This window comes from Marinobacter sp. L-13, from assembly GCF_056857715.1.
The window spans coordinates 1-17,686 of sequence record NZ_JBSXNQ010000053.1; the positions used below are offsets into that span (position 1 = coordinate 1).

Below are 17,686 nucleotides of genomic sequence, written 5' to 3' on the forward strand. Positions count from 1 at the left end.
ACGTGGACCTCTCGCTTTCCCGAAGTTGCTATGGCCTTCGCCAGCGTTTAAGCGGAGAGCCGGATGCGCTGAAAGGTGCACGTCCGGTTCGGAGAGGAGAGGCAGGGAGATAGTTCGACTACGCCCTGCCTCTTACTCTACAGAGGGAAAGCAACGGCCCAGGCGACCAGGAAAGCCGGCTCCTATCTGTAGTGGAACTCACTGTCGATGCCCGTATTGATGAAAGTGATCACTCCGGACATCAGCAGGGACATGATTCCGGACATGTAAAAGCCGAAGATCAGCTGGTGTAGACGTGAAAGTCTCATTTTGCTCATGACTTCTCCTGAACAGTGCTCCAGCGTTCCTCGGAGCAGCATCTGAAAGGCGTGATATGTCGTACACTGTTAACCAATAAGCGCCGAATGATAGTGAGCTTGCAACCCTTTTTCGATACGCCTTTTTACCAGGACAGGTGAGCCATGGATACCGGTCACGAGAGCGCAAACAGTTTTGCCAAATCCTTTGTTCTCATTCTAGTGCTGGCGTTTGGTCTGGTTGGCTGCAGTTCGACCAAGGTAGCTTATCGATATGCGGACTGGGGAATCGTATGGTGGGTTGAGGATTATGTTTCGCTTACCGCCGACCAGAAGCAGCAACTCAACAACGATATTGCACAACTACGACAGTGGCATTGCAGTGCCGAGCTGCCCCGTTATCAGGCCTGGCTGGATGAACTCGAGTCTGACGTATCTAACAACCCGCCCGATCAGGCCACTGTCGAATACCATCAGCAGCAGCTTTTCAGTTTCTTCCCGAGTCTTCTGGAACGGGCAACCCCGGTCGCAACAAACCTTCTCTCCAGCCTGAGCGATGAACAGGTACAGGAGTTGGCGGACAACATGGCGCAAAGCCAGCGGGAAATGGAAGAAGAATTCCTGGCCGATTCCCCGGAGGCGACAGCCGAGGCCCGGGCCGACAGAACCGCAGAGCGGGTCGAACGTTGGCTGGGGGAGCTGAACAGCGAGCAACGAAACATCGTGCGGCAATGGTCAGCCAATCGAGGCGCCCAGACTGAAATCTGGCTGCAGGGCCGCAGGAACTGGCAAGTGGCACTACTGGAAATACTGGAAGGAAGAGACGAGCCCACGTTCGAGGCGGAACTGGAATATCTGATTCTCAATTCCGAGGAAGTGCGGGGAGAGGCCTACAAAGCCATGATGGCGGAGAGTCGCGTAGCCATGGCGTCCCTGATGCATGATCTGATCCTGGCGGGTGACAACACAACACTGGCCCATCTGCAGAATCGGGCAGTAGAGCTCAACAACGACTTTGAAGCATTGACCTGCTCACCGGCCTGATATCCCGGACGAATTGAACCAGGGGCCGGATGAAGACTTTCATCTGGCCCCTGCCTGCCCTGAGACTACACTTAGATCGTCAGGTAACCACCATCGGCGTTGATGCAAGCGCCTGTGGTATAGCTGGAAGCATTGGAAACCAGGTACAACACAGTACCCGCCATTTCACTTGGATCCGCCACCCGCTTCATGGGTATGTGAGCCATCGCCTGCTTCTTAATGGCTTCGTTCGTAGTCAGGGCGCTGGCAAACTTGGTATCGGTCAGCCCTGGCAGCAGCGCATTCACGCGGATTTTCTGCTGACCCAGCTCCATGGCAAAGGACTTGGTCATGGAAATCACGGCGGCCTTGGTGACCGAGTAGATGCCCTGGTAGTGGCCCGGATTTACACCGTTCACGGACGCCACGTTCACAATCGAGCCGCCACCGGCTTTCTTCATCATCTGGGCGCCACGGGCGCACATGAAGAAATAGCCCCGGATATTCACATCCACGGTCTTGTTGAACGCTCCCAGGTCGGTGTCCTCTACCGGCCCGAAGTAAGGGTTGGCGGCAGCGTTGTTCACCAGAATGTCCAACTTGCCGTGGGTTTGCTCAATGTGCCCCCAGATACTTTCAATCTGGTCCATATCACCAATATGGCAGGCGTAGGCTTCGGCGCTACCACCGGCATCCCGGATACTGCTGGCAACGGCCTCGCAACCGTCAATCTTGCGGCTGCTTACGATCACGTGGGCGCCATACTCGGCCAGAGTCCGGGCAATACTCTCGCCAATGCCGCGGCTGGCACCGGTAATCAGGGCAACCTTGCCAGTCAGATCAAACAGATTCTTGCTGCTCATTCGTTCACCTCAATTCGCTATCGGAATGTCACCAGGGCGGGATCATCCGCTTCCAGGTGGCTGTAGTTATTAAAAACGGCCAGGCTGCGCCGGGGGCCTGAATAAAGGACCCGCGACACACTGGTGTTGGCGATCACCTCGTTCAGACCGAGTGCCCGGGCGTCATCAAGACCGAGCAGGTGCTGGGCGATCACGGAAATCGGCCCGCCGGAGGTCGCCACCAGCACATCGCCGCCATCGGCGTAGTCAATCATTTCCTCGAAGGCCGCCATAACGCGGGCCTTGAAGTCCGGCCAGCTTTCCTCGTACTCGTGGTCAAACTCGCCCGAGGCCCAGCGATGCACCGCGTGCACAAAGGCCTCCTGGAACGCTTTGGCCGGTTTGGGAAACGCCTTGAGGTCCCGCGCCATCACCGCGCGGTCACTCCACTCCGGGCGGTACCGGGCCACCACAGTGGTGTGATCAAACTCGTTGAAGCCGGGAACCACCTGCATATCGGGCAGTTTGGATCCGTACCCGGTGGCGATGGCTTCAACGGTTTCCCGGTGGCGTTCCAGATCGCCTCCGAAAACCGCTGCCGGTTCCACTTTGCCCGCCAGCCAGCGGCCAAGCACCCTACCCTGCTCCCAGCCCGTGGGAGACAGTTGATCGTAGTTTTCTTTCCCGAAACTGGCCTGGCCGTGACGAACCAGATAAATCGTCGCCATTACAGGGAGCTCTCCGCAATCAACCGCTGGCAGCGCTTTTCGAGATAATTAGCGGCATGGCCAAAGGCGGCGAAACGCTTGTCCTTGGTCTGGCCATGGTAGAAACGGTAATAGATCTGCTGGATGATCACTGCCAGCCGGAACAGGCCGTAGATCTCATAGAAGTCGAAGTTGTCGACCTTGAAGCCGGACTGCTCCATGTAATATGCCACCACTTCCTTGCGGGTAAGCATGCCCGGGCGATGGGTCGGTTGGCGGCGCAGCATCTGGAACGGGCCTTCGTCGTCCGCCTCAATCCAGTAGGCCAGGCTGTTTCCAAGATCCATCAGCGGATCACCGATGGTGGCCATCTCCCAGTCCAGTACGCCAATAACCTCGAACGGGTTGTCCGGGTTCAGCACCACGTTGTCGAAGCGGAAATCATTGTGGATCACCACCTGGGCAATGTCGTCGGGCATCTTGTCATTGAGCCAGCTCATTACCTGCTCAAAGTCACCCACATCGTCGGTGCGGGCCTTGCGGAAACGGTCGCTCCAACCGCCAATCTGGCGCTGAACGTAGCCCTCGCCCTTGCCCAGCTTGTCCAGGCCTGCTGCCTTGGCATCCACACGGTGAAGATCCACCAGTTTGTCGATCACGTTCAGGCAAAGCTTACGGGTATCGGCTTCACTGAGCTCGAAATCCTTGGGAAAGTCCTGGCGCAGGATAATGCCCTTCAACCGTTCCATCACGTAGAAATCGCAACCCAGCACGTCGTGATCATCGCAAATGGCAATGATGTTGGGTACGTAGGGATAAACCGGTTTGAGCGCCCGCATGACCTTCGCCTCACGCAGCATGTCGTGGGCAGACTTGGCAATCTTGCCAAACGGCGGCCGGCGCAAGACGTAGGACCGGTCGCCGTAATCCACCTGATAGGTCAGGTTTGAGGCGCCACCCGGGTATTGACGAATCTCTGGCTCGCCTTGCAGATCCGGGATCGCCTCTTTCATGAACCGGTCTACGGCGCCAGTGTCCAGCTCCTCGCCTTCCCGGATGTCCACGGCCTCGTCGATCTGGGTCATTCAGGACTCTCCTTTTGAATCTTCAGTTTAAAACAGTAAAAAAACCGCGCATTCAGGCCTTGCTGCCACCCATCTTGCTCATCCAGCGCTTGCTTTCCTGATGCATCAGCCAGTCGAAAGCCTTGGGCGCATGGCGTTTGAGCATCCACATGCGGCGCTCCTTGGCGTGGGGCAGTACCCAGAAGCTCTTGTTGTTGACCGACCGGAAAATATCCTCGGCCACGTCCTCGGCGGTTACCGTGGAGCGCTTCATCAGCTTGTTCACGTTCTGCTGAATGCCGGGGATATCTGAACGCATGCTGCTGGTCAGATTGGTCTGGAAAAATGCCGGGCATACACAGCTCACATGAATACCGGCATCCCGAAGTTCCTGGCTCAGGGTTTCAGACAGGGCAATTACCCCGGCCTTGGTCACATTGTAGCTATCCATCAACGGCGCCAGCATCAGCCCGGCCATGGAGGCCACATTCACAAATGCCCCGGAGCCCTGCTGCTTGAACTGCGGCGTGAACGCCTTGCAGCCGCGAACCACACCCAGCACGTTGATATCGAGAATCCACTCCCAATCCGCCATGGTGGTATCTTCAATGGAACCGGCAGAGGCAACGCCAGCGTTGTTCACCACCACATCAACGCCACCCCATTTCTTCACAAGATCATCGCGTACCTTTTCGAAATCGGTCAGGCGTCGAACATCGCACTCAACGAAGTAGCCCTCGCCTCCGGCTGCGGTAATCTCTTTCTCAACGCCAACACCCTGCTCCGGATTAATGTCGCCGATGCAAACTTTGGCGCCTTCTTTGGCATAACGCAGTGCGATGGCTCGGCCAAGTCCGCTTGCGCCACCCGTGATGAATACTCTCTGTGTCATGGTGATTCCCGTTGTATCGAATTTTTAGTCAGCTTAACTCACAGGTATACGAGAGTGGGCGGGGCTGGCCTTCTGAAACTGTGCGGAGCCATGGATGGCGTAGCCAAGCGTACATGGACGTATTCACAGCGTGTTTCAGAAGGCCAGCCCCGCCCGCTCCAACACCGAGCTATCAGTTCTTGTACTTCCGGAGCTCCAACCGGGCAACCATAGCCCGATGTACCTCATCAGGCCCATCGGCCAGACGCAAGACACGAGCATAGGCGAACAACTGAGTCAGCGGGAAGTCATCGTCGCTGACTCCGGCACCACCGTGAATCTGAATGGCCTGATCCACAATGTTCTGCAACATGGACGGAATCACCGCCTTGATCATGGAGACCTCCTGAAGCGCCCCCATGATGCCCTTCGTATCCAGTGCCCAGGCGCATTTCAGCGTGAGCAGACGCGCCTGCTCAATGGCCATGCGGGCATTGGCAATGATATCCGGATTGCCGCCCAGCTTGGCGATCGGACGCCCGAAGGCCTCACGAGTCGTTGCCCGCTTGATCAGAATCTCCAGCGTGCGCTCCGCTGCGCCGATGGCCCGCATGCAATGGTGAACTCGTCCCGGCCCAAGGCGACCCTGGGCGATCTCGAACCCGCGGCCCGGACCGGCAATGAAAGCGCTCTTGGGCAACCGGACGTTGTCGAACAGAACCTCGCCGTGGCCATAAGGCTCGTCGTATTCACCGAATACCGGCAGCATACGCTCGATCTTGACCCCCGGGGTATCCAGCGGCACCAGCACCATCGAGTGGCGACGGTGCTTGTGGGCATCGGGATCCGTCAGCCCCATGAAGATGGCAACCTTGCAATCAGGGTGTCCGATGCCGGTACTCCACCATTTGCGACCGTTCAAAACAACTTCGTCGCCTTCAATAACGGCGGTGGCTTCCATATTGGTGGCATCGGAGGAGGCTACCGCCGGCTCGGTCATGCAGAAGGCGGAGCGAATCTCACCACTGAGCAGCCGCGGCAACCACTCGGCTTTCTGCTCCTCAGAGCCGTAGTGAATCAGCACTTCCATATTGCCCGTATCCGGCGCGTTGCAGTTGAAGATCTCCGGCGCAATAAAGCTGCGCCCGGTTTCCTCGGCAATCAGTGCGTAGTCGGAGTTCAGCAGGCCGCAGCCGTATTTTTCGTCCGGGAAGAACATGTTCCATAGGCCCTGGGCTTTGGCTTTCTCCTTCAGCTCCCGGATGATCGGAAGCACAACCCAGCGGTTATCCAGTGAGGCAAGCTCCTTGTGGTACTGCTCTTCGATGGGAAAAATCTCATCCTTCATGAACTGCTTCACGCGGTTGAGATAATCCTGGCCTTTCTCGGAAATATTGAAATCCATCGCCGTCTCCTCGCTAACGGTTGCACGGTGGCGTGCACGGAATCATCACGTTGAGACCAGTCTAGGGATAACTTAACTATTACGCGACTGAATTATTCTTATCGTTTATTATTAACCAAACTTATTCAAATTCTCCAGAAACGGATCCCGCTCATGGCCCTCAACCGCCTGGACCTGAACCTGTTGCACGTGTTCGACACCATCTACCGGGAGGGAAGCCTGACTCGTGCAGCCAAGTCACTGCATCTCACTCAGCCGGCTGTCAGTCATTCCCTGTCGAGGCTAAGGGACCATTTTGACGACCCCCTGTTTACCCGTCAGGGCAACCAGATGGTGCCAACACCACTGGCCCGGCGGTTCCTTGAGTCCATGCGACCGGGGCTCACCCAGATCCAGGGCGCGGTAAACCAGTTTCATGCCTTTGATCCGGCCACCCAGCGTAAAACCTATTCGCTCGGGCTACGTGACATTCTGGAATCGACCTTCCTGCCCCGCCTGATGGCGCGCCTGGACGCCTATCCGGAACTGGAAATTGTCAGCCAGAGGATCGCGAGGCGCGACATGGAGACGCAACTGGCGGCCGGCAAACTGGATTTTGCCGTGGATGTGCTGTTGCCCGTGAGTAACCAGACGTCCCACGAACTCCTGAGGCGCGACCGTCTGGTGGTTCTGGCCCGGGAGGGGCACCCGCTGGCAACAGAGTCGCTGGATATGGAAGGGTACCTGTCCGCAAAACACGTGCTGGTATCCTCGCGGACCGAAGGACCCGGGATTGAGGACTTTGAACTATCGCGACTGGGGGTACAACGGAGTATCCGCTTGCGGTGTCAGCACTACTATGCCGCCTGCAGAGTGGTGGAAGAGACCGATCTGCTGCTGACCATGCCGGAAGCTTACGCCAGAATTATCGCCGAGCGGGCCAACATCCGGATTATGGATCCGCCGGCGGACCTGCCGTCTATCGACGTGCACCTGTATTGGCACAAGGCTTACGAGCGGGAGCCGGCGCTGATCTGGTTCCGGGAGCAGTTGAAGGCAATCAGTTGAGCCTCAGTAGGCGCCAACCACCATCAGGAAACCGAAGAATCCGATAGCCGTGATCCCCAGGGACGCCATTACGATGCCGAGGCCCCACCAGACGGCGGCACCATCGGATATCTCCACATCGTGGCCCCTCAGGGTTCGGTAGAAAGCCCAGGGGCCCAGGACAAATGCACCAACCACCGCGAATACCAGTCCGACGCTGATACCGGCAAAGGTCCAGGTGGCCAGAACCATGGCCCGGTCTTTGACCTGGTCGGTGACACCGTGGTGCTCAAGAAATTTCTTGCAGAAAAACCAGATCAGAGCGAACAGGATGATGACAAAAACCAGTCCGCCGACAATGGTGATCATTCGGTATAGCAAGGTGTCGTTCCTGTCAGTTTAGAGGCCCGTCAGGCCGGAAACACGGGCTCCGGAAGGCACTCGAACCCCGGTTTGGCGAATAGATAGCCCTGGTAGAGATTGATCCCCTGGGAGCGCAACCAGAAGTATTCTTCCTTGGTTTCGACGCCCTCAGCAATGATCTGGCCGCCAAGCTGAGTCATCATGGTAATGATGCCTGCAACAACGGCCTGCTTGTTCGGCTGCCGATCAATATCACGGATCAATGCCATATCCAGCTTCAACAGATCGGGCGGGCTGGCCATCATGACATTGTACCGTGAGAAACCGGCCCCGAAATCATCAATGGCGGTGCTGAAACCCATCTCCTGATAAGCCTCGATAATCGACACGAGGTGGTCGACAGATGTGGAGGTCAGCTGTTCGTCCTCAGTAAGCTCGAAAATGATTTTCCGGGTATCAAAATTGTAGGTCTTGGCAGCCGCCAGGGTCGTGCGAATACAGTACTCGGCCCGGTACACCGCGTTGGGCATAAAATTAATGCTGAGCATCGGCTCCATGTTCAGCCTGGCGGCAAGCTTGACCGCCTTGACCCGACAAACCTGATCGAAGGCGTAGCGATTCTGTTCGGTTACCTTCGAGAGGACACTCATCGCCCCCTGACCCTCGGTGCCTCGCACCAGCGCCTCGTAGGCGTAAACAGATTTGTTGAGAACGTCAACAATGGGCTGGAACGCAAAGGTAAAGGAAAAATCCAACCCCTCTCCACATGCACATTGCTCGCAATGAGACTCGTCAAACAGTACGGCGGGTTGGTTCACTTCAACTCCTGAATTCACTTCTGGCGGTTTTGCTATGTTTATATGGCGTATTTTTCACCCAATATAGCCGCGATCCCCTCCCCGGTAAAACCACTTTCTGGTTAAAGCGTGTCAAACGGTGGCATCCCCTGCCTACATGACTAAACTGGGGTTTGTCGTTTATACGTGTCTGTCCACAAAAGGAGTTTCCCTAATGGCCCAAACTACCCGCATCGCTGTAACCCCGGGCGACGGCATAGGTCCTGAAGTGGTGGCCGAGGCTGTGCGCTGCCTCGAGACCCTGCGCGCCAAACACGGCCTGGACCTTGAGTGGACTCGATTCCCCTGGCCATCCCACGCCTGGCACGAGGAGCATGGCGAATCCATGCCCGCGGATGCCTTGGCGCAGTTACAGAAGTACGATGCCATCCTTCTGGGTGCCCTTGGCGATCCGGGCCCTATGGACGATCCGGACCGATACCTGCTTCCAGACAGCATCTCACTGGCGCCACTGCTGGACATGCGCAAAGGGTTCGACCAGTGGGTCTGCGAACGTCCGGCCCGGCTTCTGCCCGGTGCCCGCCAGTACCTGGCCGATGAGCGCGCCAAGGACATCGACATGCTGGTGATTCGGGAAAACTCCGAGGGTGAGTACGTCAGCCAGGGTGGACGTCTGCGCAAGGGCACGCCGGATGAAGTGGCCACCCAGATGGAGGTGTTCACACGCAAGGCAACCGACCGGATCATCCGCTATGGGTTTGAACAGGCCCGAAACCGCGCCGCAGACCGGGTTTCGGAGGGTCGCACACGGACATTCAGGACCCTGGATGGCAGAACCTGTGAAAGCCAGGTGTGCCTGGTCACCAAGCGCAATGCCTTGCGCTACTGGGGCGACATGTACACCGAAGCGTTCGAGGAGATAAGCAAGGACTACCCGGACGTGGCCACGCATCATGAGCTGGTGGACGCGGCCTGCATGAAGTTCGTGCAAAGCCCCTGGGCCTTTGACGTGGTCGTCGCGAGCAACCTCCAGGGGGACATTCTTACCGACCTAGCTGCGGTTCTGTCAGGTGGCATGGGCGTGGCACCCTCCTGCAACCTGAACCCGACGGATCCGGATATGCCTTCTATGTTCGAACCTACCCATGGCAGCGCACCGGATATTGCCGGCCAGGGCCTGGCTGACCCCACCGCCATGCTCTTTACCGCCGCCCGCATGCTCGAGTGGCTGGGCCGCAAGGACCCTGCCATTGCCGCAGCTGGCAAGGAGCTGTTCGATGCAGTGGCTGCAGACCTTGCCGAAAACTCGGGCAGCCGACGAGGCACCCACGAGATCGGCTCTGCAATCTGCGAGCGGCTGTCCCGATAGATCAGGGTTACTGGTCGGCCATGACAAATTCGAGCCGGCCAGGCGCTACCCGCACATCTACCGGCATCATACCGAACATACGCTGGGCGAAGTCGGTTTCGTCCAGTCGGTACACCGGCATGGTCTCCAGCATCTGGGCAACCAGCCGCATGACCGTATCGGTTACAGGCTTCAAATCCCCTTTGAAGAACGGAGAGTCAATACTGCTTTCAAGAAGCTGCAACCGCCGTATGAAGATGGCTTTCTCGGTGCTGTCGTAAACCGGCGCCCCTTCGACCTTCAAGGCAATGTCCACGGGCAGCTTCGTCATCAGCGCATTCAGTGCCACCTGACCTCTCACATCGATCACCGCCACATCGCGACCATCTGGCCCAAGGGTAATGTCGGCGTCGTCGAGACTCAGACTCAATGGCGAACCACTATTCAGCTGGTTGCGGTCGAAGTCGCGAACCACATCCTGAAGGTGCCGTTCCAGCTCGCCTTCGGAGATGGAATAGGGCGACAGACTGGCGCAACCGCTGGCGAGCACCAGCAGCAGGGCCAGAAGCGCACGGAGGGCGTAAATCGGCGTTCTATTCATTTTCGGCCCGGGCCTCGACATGAGGCGTAAGAGTGTCGTCAAAAACCACGTGTATCAAGATGGGTCTGCAGCAGACCTGGCAATCCTCGACATACTCCTGTTCCGGTACCGACGGGTCGACGCTGACATCCAGCGTCTCCCAGCAGTACGGGCACTGAATCAGTACCGAATCCAGGGCGGACATGGCATCACCTCAGAACTGTTGCTTGGCCATCCAGGGGATGACGCGATCGAACGCCTCTTCCAGCTTCTCGCAGGTCGTGGAGAAACTGATCCGAACGGCGTTGGTGCATCCCTCGCCAAAGGCGTCACCGGGCACCATGCAGACGCCGGTTTCCTTCAGCATTCGCAAGGCCAGATCAGAGCCATCGACATGAGGTGGAAGGTCAGGGAAAGCAAAGAAGGCACCGCCAGGCTTATAACCGGTCATGTAGGGGGTCTGATCGACCAGCTCGACCACCTTGTCCCGGCGCTCACGGTAGATATCTACCATATCGCGAACGCACTGCTGGTCACCGGTCAGTGCAGCGACGCCGGCAAACTGGGACGGCGTGTTAGCCACGGAGGTGGTGAACATGTGGAAGCGACGCAGAGACTTGATGGCCGCCTGACTGGCAATCACCCAGCCAACCCGCAGACCTGCCATGCTGTAGGTTTTTGAAAAACTGCTGATGCACATGATGTTGTCCAGATCCATCGAGCAGTTCAGCACGCTGGCGAAGTCTTCGTCATCAAAGATCAGGTGGTCGTAGACTTCATCGGCATACACCTGAATTCCCCGATAGGCACATTCCTCCAGGATGGTCTCCACGGTGCTACGCGGGTAAACCGCCCCGGTCGGGTTGTTGGGGTTGTTCAGGATCAGCGCATAAGTCCTGGGCCCCATGGCCTTGATGACCTCATCCGGATCCAGCTGGTGGTTATTCTCTGCCCGGGTCTGCACAAACTTTACTTCACCACCGTTCATGCGAATCAGGGGCGCATAGAGCAAAAACGACGGGTCCGTCACGATAAACTGCCGCCCGGGCGCAGAGGTGGCTGAAATAGCCAGGTACATGGCTTCTGTAGCGCCGCTGGTGATCAGGATATTGTCCCGGGTCAGTTTCCGGTTGTAGCGCTTGCCGTAGTAGTCGCGCAGGGCAACCAGCAATTCAGGCAGGCCGGCATCCATGGTATAGCCGGTCTGCCCCGCGTTGAGCGCATCGATGTAGGCATCGATGACGTGCTTTGGGGTCGGCAGATCAGGCTGACCGATGGAAAGATGAATAACATCCTTCATGGTGGCCGCCATATTCACCATGCGACGGATACCCGGCACCGGGATCGCCTGCATGGCAGGGTTCCAACTGGCCTTGGTTTTCCGGTACTTCACTCTACGCGGTTTTTCCTGACCAGTTTCTTTGTTGGCGGCTTCTGCCATAAACACCTCCTGCAAACGGGGCAAATAAGATCTACCCCTGCAGGTTAGTCAGTATGGATGGCCTCTACAAGACAAAAAATCATATAGATGATGTACGTGAAAGTACCGCCATCAACGCTGTGAGCGGAAATTCCGGTGCCTCGCAAGTTGACCCGACAGAGCCTGCCGACCAGACTGTTATTACCCCTCGGGGCAACGACCAGTTCAACGAAGTCATTCATCAAAAAGGCGGAGGCTCAATGACTCAGCACAGCAAACCTGTTGTTACCGTTCTCACCGCGCCGGGAGAGCAGGAACCGCCGGGAATGGACGCAGTCAGGGCCCGCGCCGATGTGCGCTTTGCCTGTGACGAGCCCACCCTTCGCGACACCCTGCCGGGCACCGATATCATGATGGTGACGGACTTTCGCACGGAGGCCCTCGCGGCCGCCTGGCACACCGCAGACAAGCTCCAATGGATTCACGCCACAAGTGCCGGCGTCGATGCCCTGATGTTCCCGGATCTGATCAGGGGCGATGTAACCGTCACCAACGCGCGGGGCATTTTCGACCGTACCATTGCCGAATACGTGCTGTGCACCATCCTCATGTTCGCCAAGGATTTCCCGAATTCCATCCGGCTGCAGATGAAGCACCAGTGGAAACATCGGGACACAGAGCGGGCAGAGGGCAAGCAGGTTCTGGTTGTTGGCGCAGGCTCGATCGGCCGGCAGATCGGCCGCCTGGTCGGCGCTGCCGGTTTAAAAGCACACGGCATCGCCCGCAAGCCCAGGAAGGAGGACCCCGATTTTGTGGCGGTACACGGCAATGACGATCTTTACGAGCAGCTCGGGCATGCGGACTTTGTAGTGATTGCGGCGCCACTAACACCCCAGACCGAAGGCCTGTTTGACGAAAAAGCCTTCAAGGCCATGAAAAATTCCGCCCGTCTGATCAACATTGGACGTGGCCCGATCGTCAAAACCGATGACCTGATCACGGCCCTCGAAAATGGCGAAATTGCCGGCGCAGGACTCGATGTCTTCGAAGAGGAACCGCTGGCGGAAGATCATCCGCTCTGGGACATGGAGAATGTCACCATGACCGCCCATATGGCCGGCGACTTCATCGGCTGGAAACGTGCACTGACGGATCAGTTCCTGGAGAACTTCGACCGCTGGCACAAGGGTGACGAGCTGTTCAATTTGGTCGACAAGGAATTGGGTTACGCTGGCAGCAAATAACCGTGCCCGGCACTCATCCAAAAACAAAACGGGAGCCAAAAGGCTCCCGTTTTATATTCGAACCATCAAAACCAATCAGCTACCAGACAAGGACTGATCCGATGGATCAATCTCCATCTGCTGGATCGCAATCACCGCCTGAGTGCGGTTCCGCACCCCAAGCTTCCGGAACACCGCCGTGATATGGGCCTTGATGGTGGCTTCCGACACATCCAGATCATAGGCGATCTGTTTGTTCAGAAGCCCCTCGGCCAGCATACCCAGCACCCGGAACTGTTGAGGCGTCAGCGATGCCAGCTTCTCGGAAAAGTCGGTGGCATCTGAATGCATTCGCTCGATCTTGTCGGCCACTCCCTGCGGCAACCAGACGTCGCCTTCCAAAACCGCCTGAATCGCCTCGGTAATGGTTGGCAGCGGCGCCGACTTCGGTATGAAACCGGAAGCACCGTAGTCAATCGAGCGACGCATTACCTGCAATTCCTCGGATCCTGACACAACCACCACCGGCAGCCCCGGGTACTGGCCTCGCATGAAGACGAGCCCCGAGAAGCCGTGGGCACCCGGCATATTGAGATCCAGCAGAACCAGATCCGCATCCGGGTGCGACTCTACCGCCGCCTGCAGTGCCTTGATGCTGTCGACTTCCACCGTCTCGGCATCGGGCACCGCCTGACTGACCGCCTGCTTCAATGCTGCGCGAAACAGCGGGTGATCATCAGCGACGATAATTGTTTGTGCCATTCAACAGATTCCTTACAGGTACATGGCCTGGTAACACACAGGCGTTACTGGTTCGCACGACCGCTGATCAGGTCATCGACTACACCCGGATCTGCCAGCGTAGAGGTATCACCCAACTGGTCGTGCTCGTTAGCGGCAATCTTACGCAAAATACGCCGCATAATCTTGCCAGAACGCGTTTTAGGCAGTCCAGGTGCCCACTGGATCACATCTGGAGAGGCGATGGGGCCAATCTCCTTGCGCACCCACTGGACAAGCTCTTTCTTCAACTCGTCAGAAGGTTCCTGTCCATGTACCAGTGTTACATAGACATAGATGCCCTGACCCTTGATGTCATGCGGATAGCCAACAACGGCAGCTTCTGCGACCTTCTCGTGGGAAACCAGGGCGCTTTCGACTTCGGCGGTACCCAGACGGTGACCTGACACGTTCAGAACATCGTCGACACGACCTGTGATCCAGTAGTACCCGTCTTCATCGCGACGGGCGCCGTCACCGGTAAAGTACATGCCCTTGTAAGTGCTGAAATAGGTCTGAGCGAAACGCTCGTGATCCCCATAGATCGTCCGCATCTGGCCCGGCCAGCTGTCCAGGATGACGAGGTTACCCTCGGTCTTGCCCTCAAGGATGTTGCCGTCATTGTCTACCAGTGCCGGCTGAACACCGAAGAACGGCACCGTGGCTGAGCCGGGTTTCAGATCAATCGCGCCCGGCAGCGGGGAAATCAGGATGCCACCGGTTTCAGTCTGCCACCAGGTATCCACGATGGGGCACTTGCTGTTGCCGATAACCCGGTGGTACCACTCCCAGGCTTCGGGGTTGATCGGCTCGCCCACGGAGCCCAGCAGTTTCAGGCTTTCACGGGTAGTGCCGTTCATGCAGGACTCGCCTTCCGCCATCAGGGCACGAATTGCGGTCGGAGCGGTGTACAGGATGTTGACCTTGTGCTTGTCGACAACCTGCCCCATACGAGAACTGTCCGGATAGTTGGGCACACCCTCGAACAGAACGGTGATGGCACCGTTAGCCAGCGGGCCGTACAGGATATAGCTGTGGCCTGTGACCCAGCCGAAATCGGCAGTACACCAGTACACGTCGCCTTCATGATAATCGAACACGTACTCGTGGGTCATGGAGGCATAGACCATGTAGCCACCGGTGGTATGCAGAACGCCCTTGGGCGCACCAGTGGAACCCGAGGTATACAGCATGAACAGCGGATCTTCGGCGTTCATCGGCTCTGGCTGGCAGTCGGCAGAGGCGGACTTCATCAGGTCTTCGTAACGCTCGTCGCGGGCGTCATTCCAGGGCACTTCGGAATTGCCGGTCCGGGTAACAACCACCACCTTCTCGACATTGGCGGCATCTTCATTCTTCAGGGCCGCGTCCACGTTCTTCTTCAGCGGAATCTTGCGGCCGCCACGAACGCCTTCGTCAGCGGTGACTACGAAGCGGGATTTGCCGTTCACAATCCGGGCACCAAGCGCTTCCGGAGAAAAACCGCCGAACACCACGGAGTGAATCGCGCCGATACGTGCGCAGGCCAGCATGGCGACGGCTGTCTCAACAATCATCGGCATGTAAATGGTGACAACATCACCCTTCTTCACGCCCAGACCTTTAAGGACGTTGGCGAACTTGCTGGTTTCCTCGTGCAGTTCGCGATAGGTCACGTTGCGTGAATCGGCGGGATCATCGCCTTCAAAGATGATGGCTGTCTGGTCGCCGCGCTTTTCCAAATGACGGTCCAGGCAGTTGGCTGAGGCATTCAACTGGCCATCTTCGAACCATTTGATGGACAGATTGTTGTAATCGTAGGTCGTGTTTTTCACCTTGGTGTAAGGCTTGATCCACTCAAGGCGCTTGCCGTGCTCACCCCAGAAGGTATCCGGGTCTTCGACTGACTGACGATACATTTCTTCATACTGTTCCCGGTTCAGAAGGGCCTGTTTGGCCACTTCCGGGCTTACCGGATATACCTGTTTACCAGTCATTGTGCTCCCCCTTTAGTCAGAGTCTGTTGTCATTGTCGGTTTTGGAATTCAGACGTTGAGGCCTCTCCGGCCCTTTAGACGGATAGTGGTAGTTCACCATGCTAGCCACTACACAATGAATTAGACTAACGTCCTAATCCGCCTGAACTTTTAGCCCAAAAAGGTCGGTAACCCGCAAGAAAACAACGGTAAATTGCGCCGAACGAGAAGCTTTTTAAAGGATAGTTGGATTGGAGCCGATGGCAAACCCGGGAAGGAAACGACCACGCATAAAAAAGCCCGGTCGTTGCGACCGGGCTCCTGGGTTCACGCTGCCTTTTTTCGGGCCTTGGCAGAGCGCAGGCTGTAAACCTTGCGCTCCTTGAGGGCGTATCGGTTCAGGCCTGCCAGGTGGATCTTGCGCAGATAGACCGACCAGTCAATCTGGCGGGCATCTACCGGGAACAGCACCTTGTCCAGCTCACCCATCCTCGATGCCAGGGCCAGCAGATCATCATTCCTGAAGATATAGTCTGGCGCGGTGTAGAAACCGAAAATGGTCGCCAGCGAGCGTGTCGTGTCCAGATTCCGGAGCACTTTCAACTCGCGATTCTGGCCCAGCATGCGCAGAACCTTCCCGGTAATGCTCAGTGGAATGCGCACCCCACCTACGACGGCATCGAAAAGTCTGCGATTGACTGCAATGAAGGGTTTGGTCGGCTGTCGGTAGAACAGCTGATCGTATTCGGCGAAGTTGGCTTTGGATTCCGCCATAAGGTGGTCAATAAACTGCCCAAGGGAAACCGGGTTGGAGCTGCCACTGCAACACTGGTAAATCCGGTGACGTGGCGAATCAGCAACGGCTTCAGCCGCCGCCAGGATGATGGCATTGGCCACCAGATCCACGGGAATAACATCGATGACCCCAGCGCGTTTGCCAGGGAAGAGCGTAACCTTCTCGCGGGCATACGCAAGGATAATGGCATCCGCCACCTTCACGCCTTCAATCCAGCCTGGCGCGGGTTCCTCGAGTGCACTTTCAATAATGGATGGGCGCACAATGGTCAGTGCCCGCCCGGACAGGGCCTTGAGCAGGAGTTGCTCACCGAGCCACTTGGTAAAGGTATAGGTATCACTCCAGCCATAATGGTTGGCTTCACGGATGCCAAGGTCCACCAGCTTCTTTTCCAGTGCCTTGCCGGAGTATCGGGAACGCACGTCCGCTATCTTGTCCTCCAGCAGCCGGACAAGTTCTTCGATCTCATAGTAACCTTCAGTGCTCCGGGGTATGGCCTCACCTGCCGGCTTGATCACGGTCTCCGTGATCTGTCCGGAATTCATGCCGTTTACATAGCAGGTGGAAACCTGCAGCACCGCCAGCGACTTGTTCTGTCGCGCAAGCTCGGCCACGTTGTCGAGGCAACGGGTATTGATGGCAAGCGCTTTATCGAGCTCTTCCCGGAAGTTCACACTGGCTGCGGAGTTGACAACCACATCGATGCCGCCAGCCAGCTTTCGGAAACGGTCAGCGGACAGACCAAACAAAGGCTCGGTCACTTCCCCGGTTACGCAATGCACACGATCTTCAATAAAAGTTTCGAAAGCCTCGTTGTCGTCCTGGCGAAGACGATCGAAGACTGACGACGTGGCGATCTCCTCAAAAAAACGATCCCGCGCATCGGGGTGACGTTTGTTTCCACGGATCAGCAGATGAATGCCGCCTATGTCCGGAACGGCGCGAATGAGCTTTTCCAGAACCACCTTGCCGAGAAAGCCCGTGGTGCCGGTAATCAGAACGTGCTTGCCCCGGAGCCGCTCAAGTACTTTTGATGACGCCTCGGGATTCAGCTGCTGTGTTGCCATGGGAGAACTCCTTCTCATTTCAATTCGTTGTCGCCGCATACCCGCCAACCAGAGGAAAGTTTGCGAATCAGATTCGACAGATGTGCTGCATATTGCGGGCCACGATTCAGATTTGTGCTCAAT

18 protein-coding genes are annotated in these 17,686 nt (G+C 57.1%); 4 read left to right on the forward strand and 14 right to left on the reverse strand.

Annotated features, from left to right (window positions below; genetic code table 11):
- Window positions 1-182 precede the first annotated feature (182 nt).
- Window positions 183-317 carry a DUF2798 domain-containing protein gene (locus AC13DD_RS09870; RefSeq protein WP_008176094.1) on the reverse strand — a complete coding sequence of 45 codons (135 nt, stop codon included), beginning with the start codon at window positions 315-317 and terminating at the stop codon, window positions 183-185.
- Between the two features lie 144 nt (window positions 318-461).
- Between AC13DD_RS09870 and AC13DD_RS09875 the strand changes: the two genes are divergently transcribed.
- Complete coding sequence (locus AC13DD_RS09875; protein ID WP_008176096.1) at window positions 462-1,340, forward strand: DUF6279 family lipoprotein; 879 nt, start codon at window positions 462-464, stop codon at window positions 1,338-1,340.
- A gap of 71 nt (window positions 1,341-1,411) precedes the next feature.
- Here the strand turns inward: AC13DD_RS09875 and AC13DD_RS09880 are convergent, their stop codons facing one another.
- The 5 genes from AC13DD_RS09880 to AC13DD_RS09900 all read right to left on the reverse strand — a co-directional run bounded on the left by AC13DD_RS09880 (window position 1,412) and on the right by AC13DD_RS09900 (window position 6,208).
- Window positions 1,412-2,182 carry an SDR family oxidoreductase gene (locus tag AC13DD_RS09880; RefSeq protein ID WP_008176098.1) on the reverse strand — a complete coding sequence of 257 codons (771 nt, stop codon included), beginning with the start codon at window positions 2,180-2,182 and terminating at the stop codon, window positions 1,412-1,414.
- Between the two features lie 17 nt (window positions 2,183-2,199).
- Entirely contained in the window at window positions 2,200-2,889 is a 690-nt protein-coding gene (locus AC13DD_RS09885; RefSeq protein WP_405418832.1) for a histidine phosphatase family protein, read from the reverse strand.
- Window positions 2,889-3,953, reverse strand: a complete 1,065-nt coding sequence (locus tag AC13DD_RS09890; RefSeq protein WP_008176102.1) for a phosphotransferase family protein — start codon at window positions 3,951-3,953, stop codon at window positions 2,889-2,891. Before AC13DD_RS09890 ends, AC13DD_RS09885 begins: the two co-directional genes overlap by 1 nt.
- A gap of 52 nt (window positions 3,954-4,005) precedes the next feature.
- On the reverse strand, window positions 4,006-4,824 hold the full coding sequence (locus AC13DD_RS09895; RefSeq protein ID WP_053114653.1) for an SDR family oxidoreductase: 819 nt from the start codon (window positions 4,822-4,824) through the stop codon (window positions 4,006-4,008).
- A 172-nt stretch (window positions 4,825-4,996) separates the two neighbouring features.
- Window positions 4,997-6,208: an acyl-CoA dehydrogenase family protein gene (locus tag AC13DD_RS09900; protein ID WP_405418829.1), complete on the reverse strand. Its 1,212-nt coding sequence runs from the start codon at window positions 6,206-6,208 to the stop codon at window positions 4,997-4,999.
- Between the two features lie 153 nt (window positions 6,209-6,361).
- Here AC13DD_RS09900 and AC13DD_RS09905 point away from each other — a divergent pair, with 153 nt between their 5' ends.
- Window positions 6,362-7,255 carry a LysR family transcriptional regulator gene (locus tag AC13DD_RS09905; protein WP_104270190.1) on the forward strand — a complete coding sequence of 298 codons (894 nt, stop codon included), beginning with the start codon at window positions 6,362-6,364 and terminating at the stop codon, window positions 7,253-7,255.
- 3 nt (window positions 7,256-7,258) lie between these two features.
- On the opposite strand, the gene AC13DD_RS09910 is transcribed toward AC13DD_RS09905, so the two are convergent.
- Both AC13DD_RS09910 and AC13DD_RS09915 read right to left on the reverse strand, forming a co-directional pair.
- Window positions 7,259-7,615 carry a hypothetical protein gene (locus tag AC13DD_RS09910; protein WP_227499699.1) on the reverse strand — a complete coding sequence of 119 codons (357 nt, stop codon included), beginning with the start codon at window positions 7,613-7,615 and terminating at the stop codon, window positions 7,259-7,261.
- 29 nt (window positions 7,616-7,644) lie between these two features.
- Window positions 7,645-8,415 carry an EAL domain-containing protein gene (locus AC13DD_RS09915; RefSeq protein WP_169702131.1) on the reverse strand — a complete coding sequence of 257 codons (771 nt, stop codon included), beginning with the start codon at window positions 8,413-8,415 and terminating at the stop codon, window positions 7,645-7,647.
- Window positions 8,416-8,608: 193 nt separating this feature from the next.
- Here AC13DD_RS09915 and AC13DD_RS09920 point away from each other — a divergent pair, with 193 nt between their 5' ends.
- Entirely contained in the window at window positions 8,609-9,763 is a 1,155-nt protein-coding gene (locus AC13DD_RS09920) for an isocitrate/isopropylmalate dehydrogenase family protein (protein ID WP_053114650.1), read from the forward strand.
- 7 nt (window positions 9,764-9,770) lie between these two features.
- On the opposite strand, the gene AC13DD_RS09925 is transcribed toward AC13DD_RS09920, so the two are convergent.
- From AC13DD_RS09925 to AC13DD_RS09935, 3 genes are read right to left on the reverse strand one after another with little or no spacing between them, the layout of a single operon-like run.
- Complete coding sequence (locus AC13DD_RS09925) at window positions 9,771-10,343, reverse strand: YceB family lipoprotein (protein WP_053114649.1); 573 nt, start codon at window positions 10,341-10,343, stop codon at window positions 9,771-9,773.
- Window positions 10,336-10,527 (reverse strand): CPXCG motif-containing cysteine-rich protein, encoded by a 192-nt coding sequence (locus tag AC13DD_RS09930; RefSeq protein ID WP_008176119.1) that lies wholly within the window; start codon window positions 10,525-10,527, stop codon window positions 10,336-10,338. The genes AC13DD_RS09925 and AC13DD_RS09930 overlap by 8 nt, the downstream gene beginning before the upstream one ends.
- Before the next feature lie 9 nt (window positions 10,528-10,536).
- Window positions 10,537-11,763, reverse strand: coding sequence for a pyridoxal phosphate-dependent aminotransferase (locus AC13DD_RS09935; RefSeq protein WP_008176120.1), 1,227 nt, complete (start codon window positions 11,761-11,763; stop codon window positions 10,537-10,539).
- Window positions 11,764-12,002: 239 nt separating this feature from the next.
- On the opposite strand from AC13DD_RS09935, the gene AC13DD_RS09940 reads away from it, so the two are divergent.
- Window positions 12,003-12,986 carry a D-2-hydroxyacid dehydrogenase gene (locus tag AC13DD_RS09940; RefSeq protein WP_169702130.1) on the forward strand — a complete coding sequence of 328 codons (984 nt, stop codon included), beginning with the start codon at window positions 12,003-12,005 and terminating at the stop codon, window positions 12,984-12,986.
- A 75-nt stretch (window positions 12,987-13,061) separates the two neighbouring features.
- On the opposite strand, the gene AC13DD_RS09945 is transcribed toward AC13DD_RS09940, so the two are convergent.
- The 3 genes from AC13DD_RS09945 to AC13DD_RS09955 form a co-directional block, all read right to left on the reverse strand.
- Entirely contained in the window at window positions 13,062-13,727 is a 666-nt protein-coding gene (locus tag AC13DD_RS09945) for a response regulator transcription factor (protein ID WP_008176124.1), read from the reverse strand.
- 44 nt (window positions 13,728-13,771) lie between these two features.
- Complete coding sequence (acs, locus tag AC13DD_RS09950) at window positions 13,772-15,721, reverse strand: acetate--CoA ligase (protein WP_053114647.1); 1,950 nt, start codon at window positions 15,719-15,721, stop codon at window positions 13,772-13,774.
- Window positions 15,722-16,027: 306 nt separating this feature from the next.
- Window positions 16,028-17,563: a fatty acyl-CoA reductase gene (locus AC13DD_RS09955; RefSeq protein WP_092030262.1), complete on the reverse strand. Its 1,536-nt coding sequence runs from the start codon at window positions 17,561-17,563 to the stop codon at window positions 16,028-16,030.
- Window positions 17,564-17,686 lie beyond the last annotated feature (123 nt).

What these genes read in the sequence shown, in the direction of transcription:
- AC13DD_RS09890 (WP_008176102.1), bottom strand. Translation starts at nt 3,953, where the DNA reads ATGACCCAGATCGACGAGGCCGTGGACATCCGGGAAGGCGAGGAGCTG.
- acs (WP_053114647.1), bottom strand. Translation starts at nt 15,721, where the DNA reads ATGACTGGTAAACAGGTATATCCGGTAAGCCCGGAAGTGGCCAAACAG.
- AC13DD_RS09900 (WP_405418829.1), bottom strand. Translation starts at nt 6,208, where the DNA reads ATGGATTTCAATATTTCCGAGAAAGGCCAGGATTATCTCAACCGCGTG.
- AC13DD_RS09885 (WP_405418832.1), bottom strand. Translation starts at nt 2,889, where the DNA reads ATGGCGACGATTTATCTGGTTCGTCACGGCCAGGCCAGTTTCGGGAAA.
- AC13DD_RS09870 (WP_008176094.1), bottom strand. Translation starts at nt 317, where the DNA reads ATGAGCAAAATGAGACTTTCACGTCTACACCAGCTGATCTTCGGCTTT.
- AC13DD_RS09945 (WP_008176124.1), bottom strand. Translation starts at nt 13,727, where the DNA reads ATGGCACAAACAATTATCGTCGCTGATGATCACCCGCTGTTTCGCGCA.
- AC13DD_RS09955 (WP_092030262.1), bottom strand. Translation starts at nt 17,563, where the DNA reads ATGGCAACACAGCAGCTGAATCCCGAGGCGTCATCAAAAGTACTTGAG.
- AC13DD_RS09935 (WP_008176120.1), bottom strand. Translation starts at nt 11,763, where the DNA reads ATGGCAGAAGCCGCCAACAAAGAAACTGGTCAGGAAAAACCGCGTAGA.
- AC13DD_RS09880 (WP_008176098.1), bottom strand. Translation starts at nt 2,182, where the DNA reads ATGAGCAGCAAGAATCTGTTTGATCTGACTGGCAAGGTTGCCCTGATT.
- AC13DD_RS09930 (WP_008176119.1), bottom strand. Translation starts at nt 10,527, where the DNA reads ATGTCCGCCCTGGATTCGGTACTGATTCAGTGCCCGTACTGCTGGGAG.
- AC13DD_RS09940 (WP_169702130.1), top strand. Translation starts at nt 12,003, where the DNA reads ATGACTCAGCACAGCAAACCTGTTGTTACCGTTCTCACCGCGCCGGGA.
- AC13DD_RS09895 (WP_053114653.1), bottom strand. Translation starts at nt 4,824, where the DNA reads ATGACACAGAGAGTATTCATCACGGGTGGCGCAAGCGGACTTGGCCGA.
- AC13DD_RS09920 (WP_053114650.1), top strand. Translation starts at nt 8,609, where the DNA reads ATGGCCCAAACTACCCGCATCGCTGTAACCCCGGGCGACGGCATAGGT.
- AC13DD_RS09905 (WP_104270190.1), top strand. Translation starts at nt 6,362, where the DNA reads ATGGCCCTCAACCGCCTGGACCTGAACCTGTTGCACGTGTTCGACACC.
- AC13DD_RS09925 (WP_053114649.1), bottom strand. Translation starts at nt 10,343, where the DNA reads ATGAATAGAACGCCGATTTACGCCCTCCGTGCGCTTCTGGCCCTGCTG.
- AC13DD_RS09875 (WP_008176096.1), top strand. Translation starts at nt 462, where the DNA reads ATGGATACCGGTCACGAGAGCGCAAACAGTTTTGCCAAATCCTTTGTT.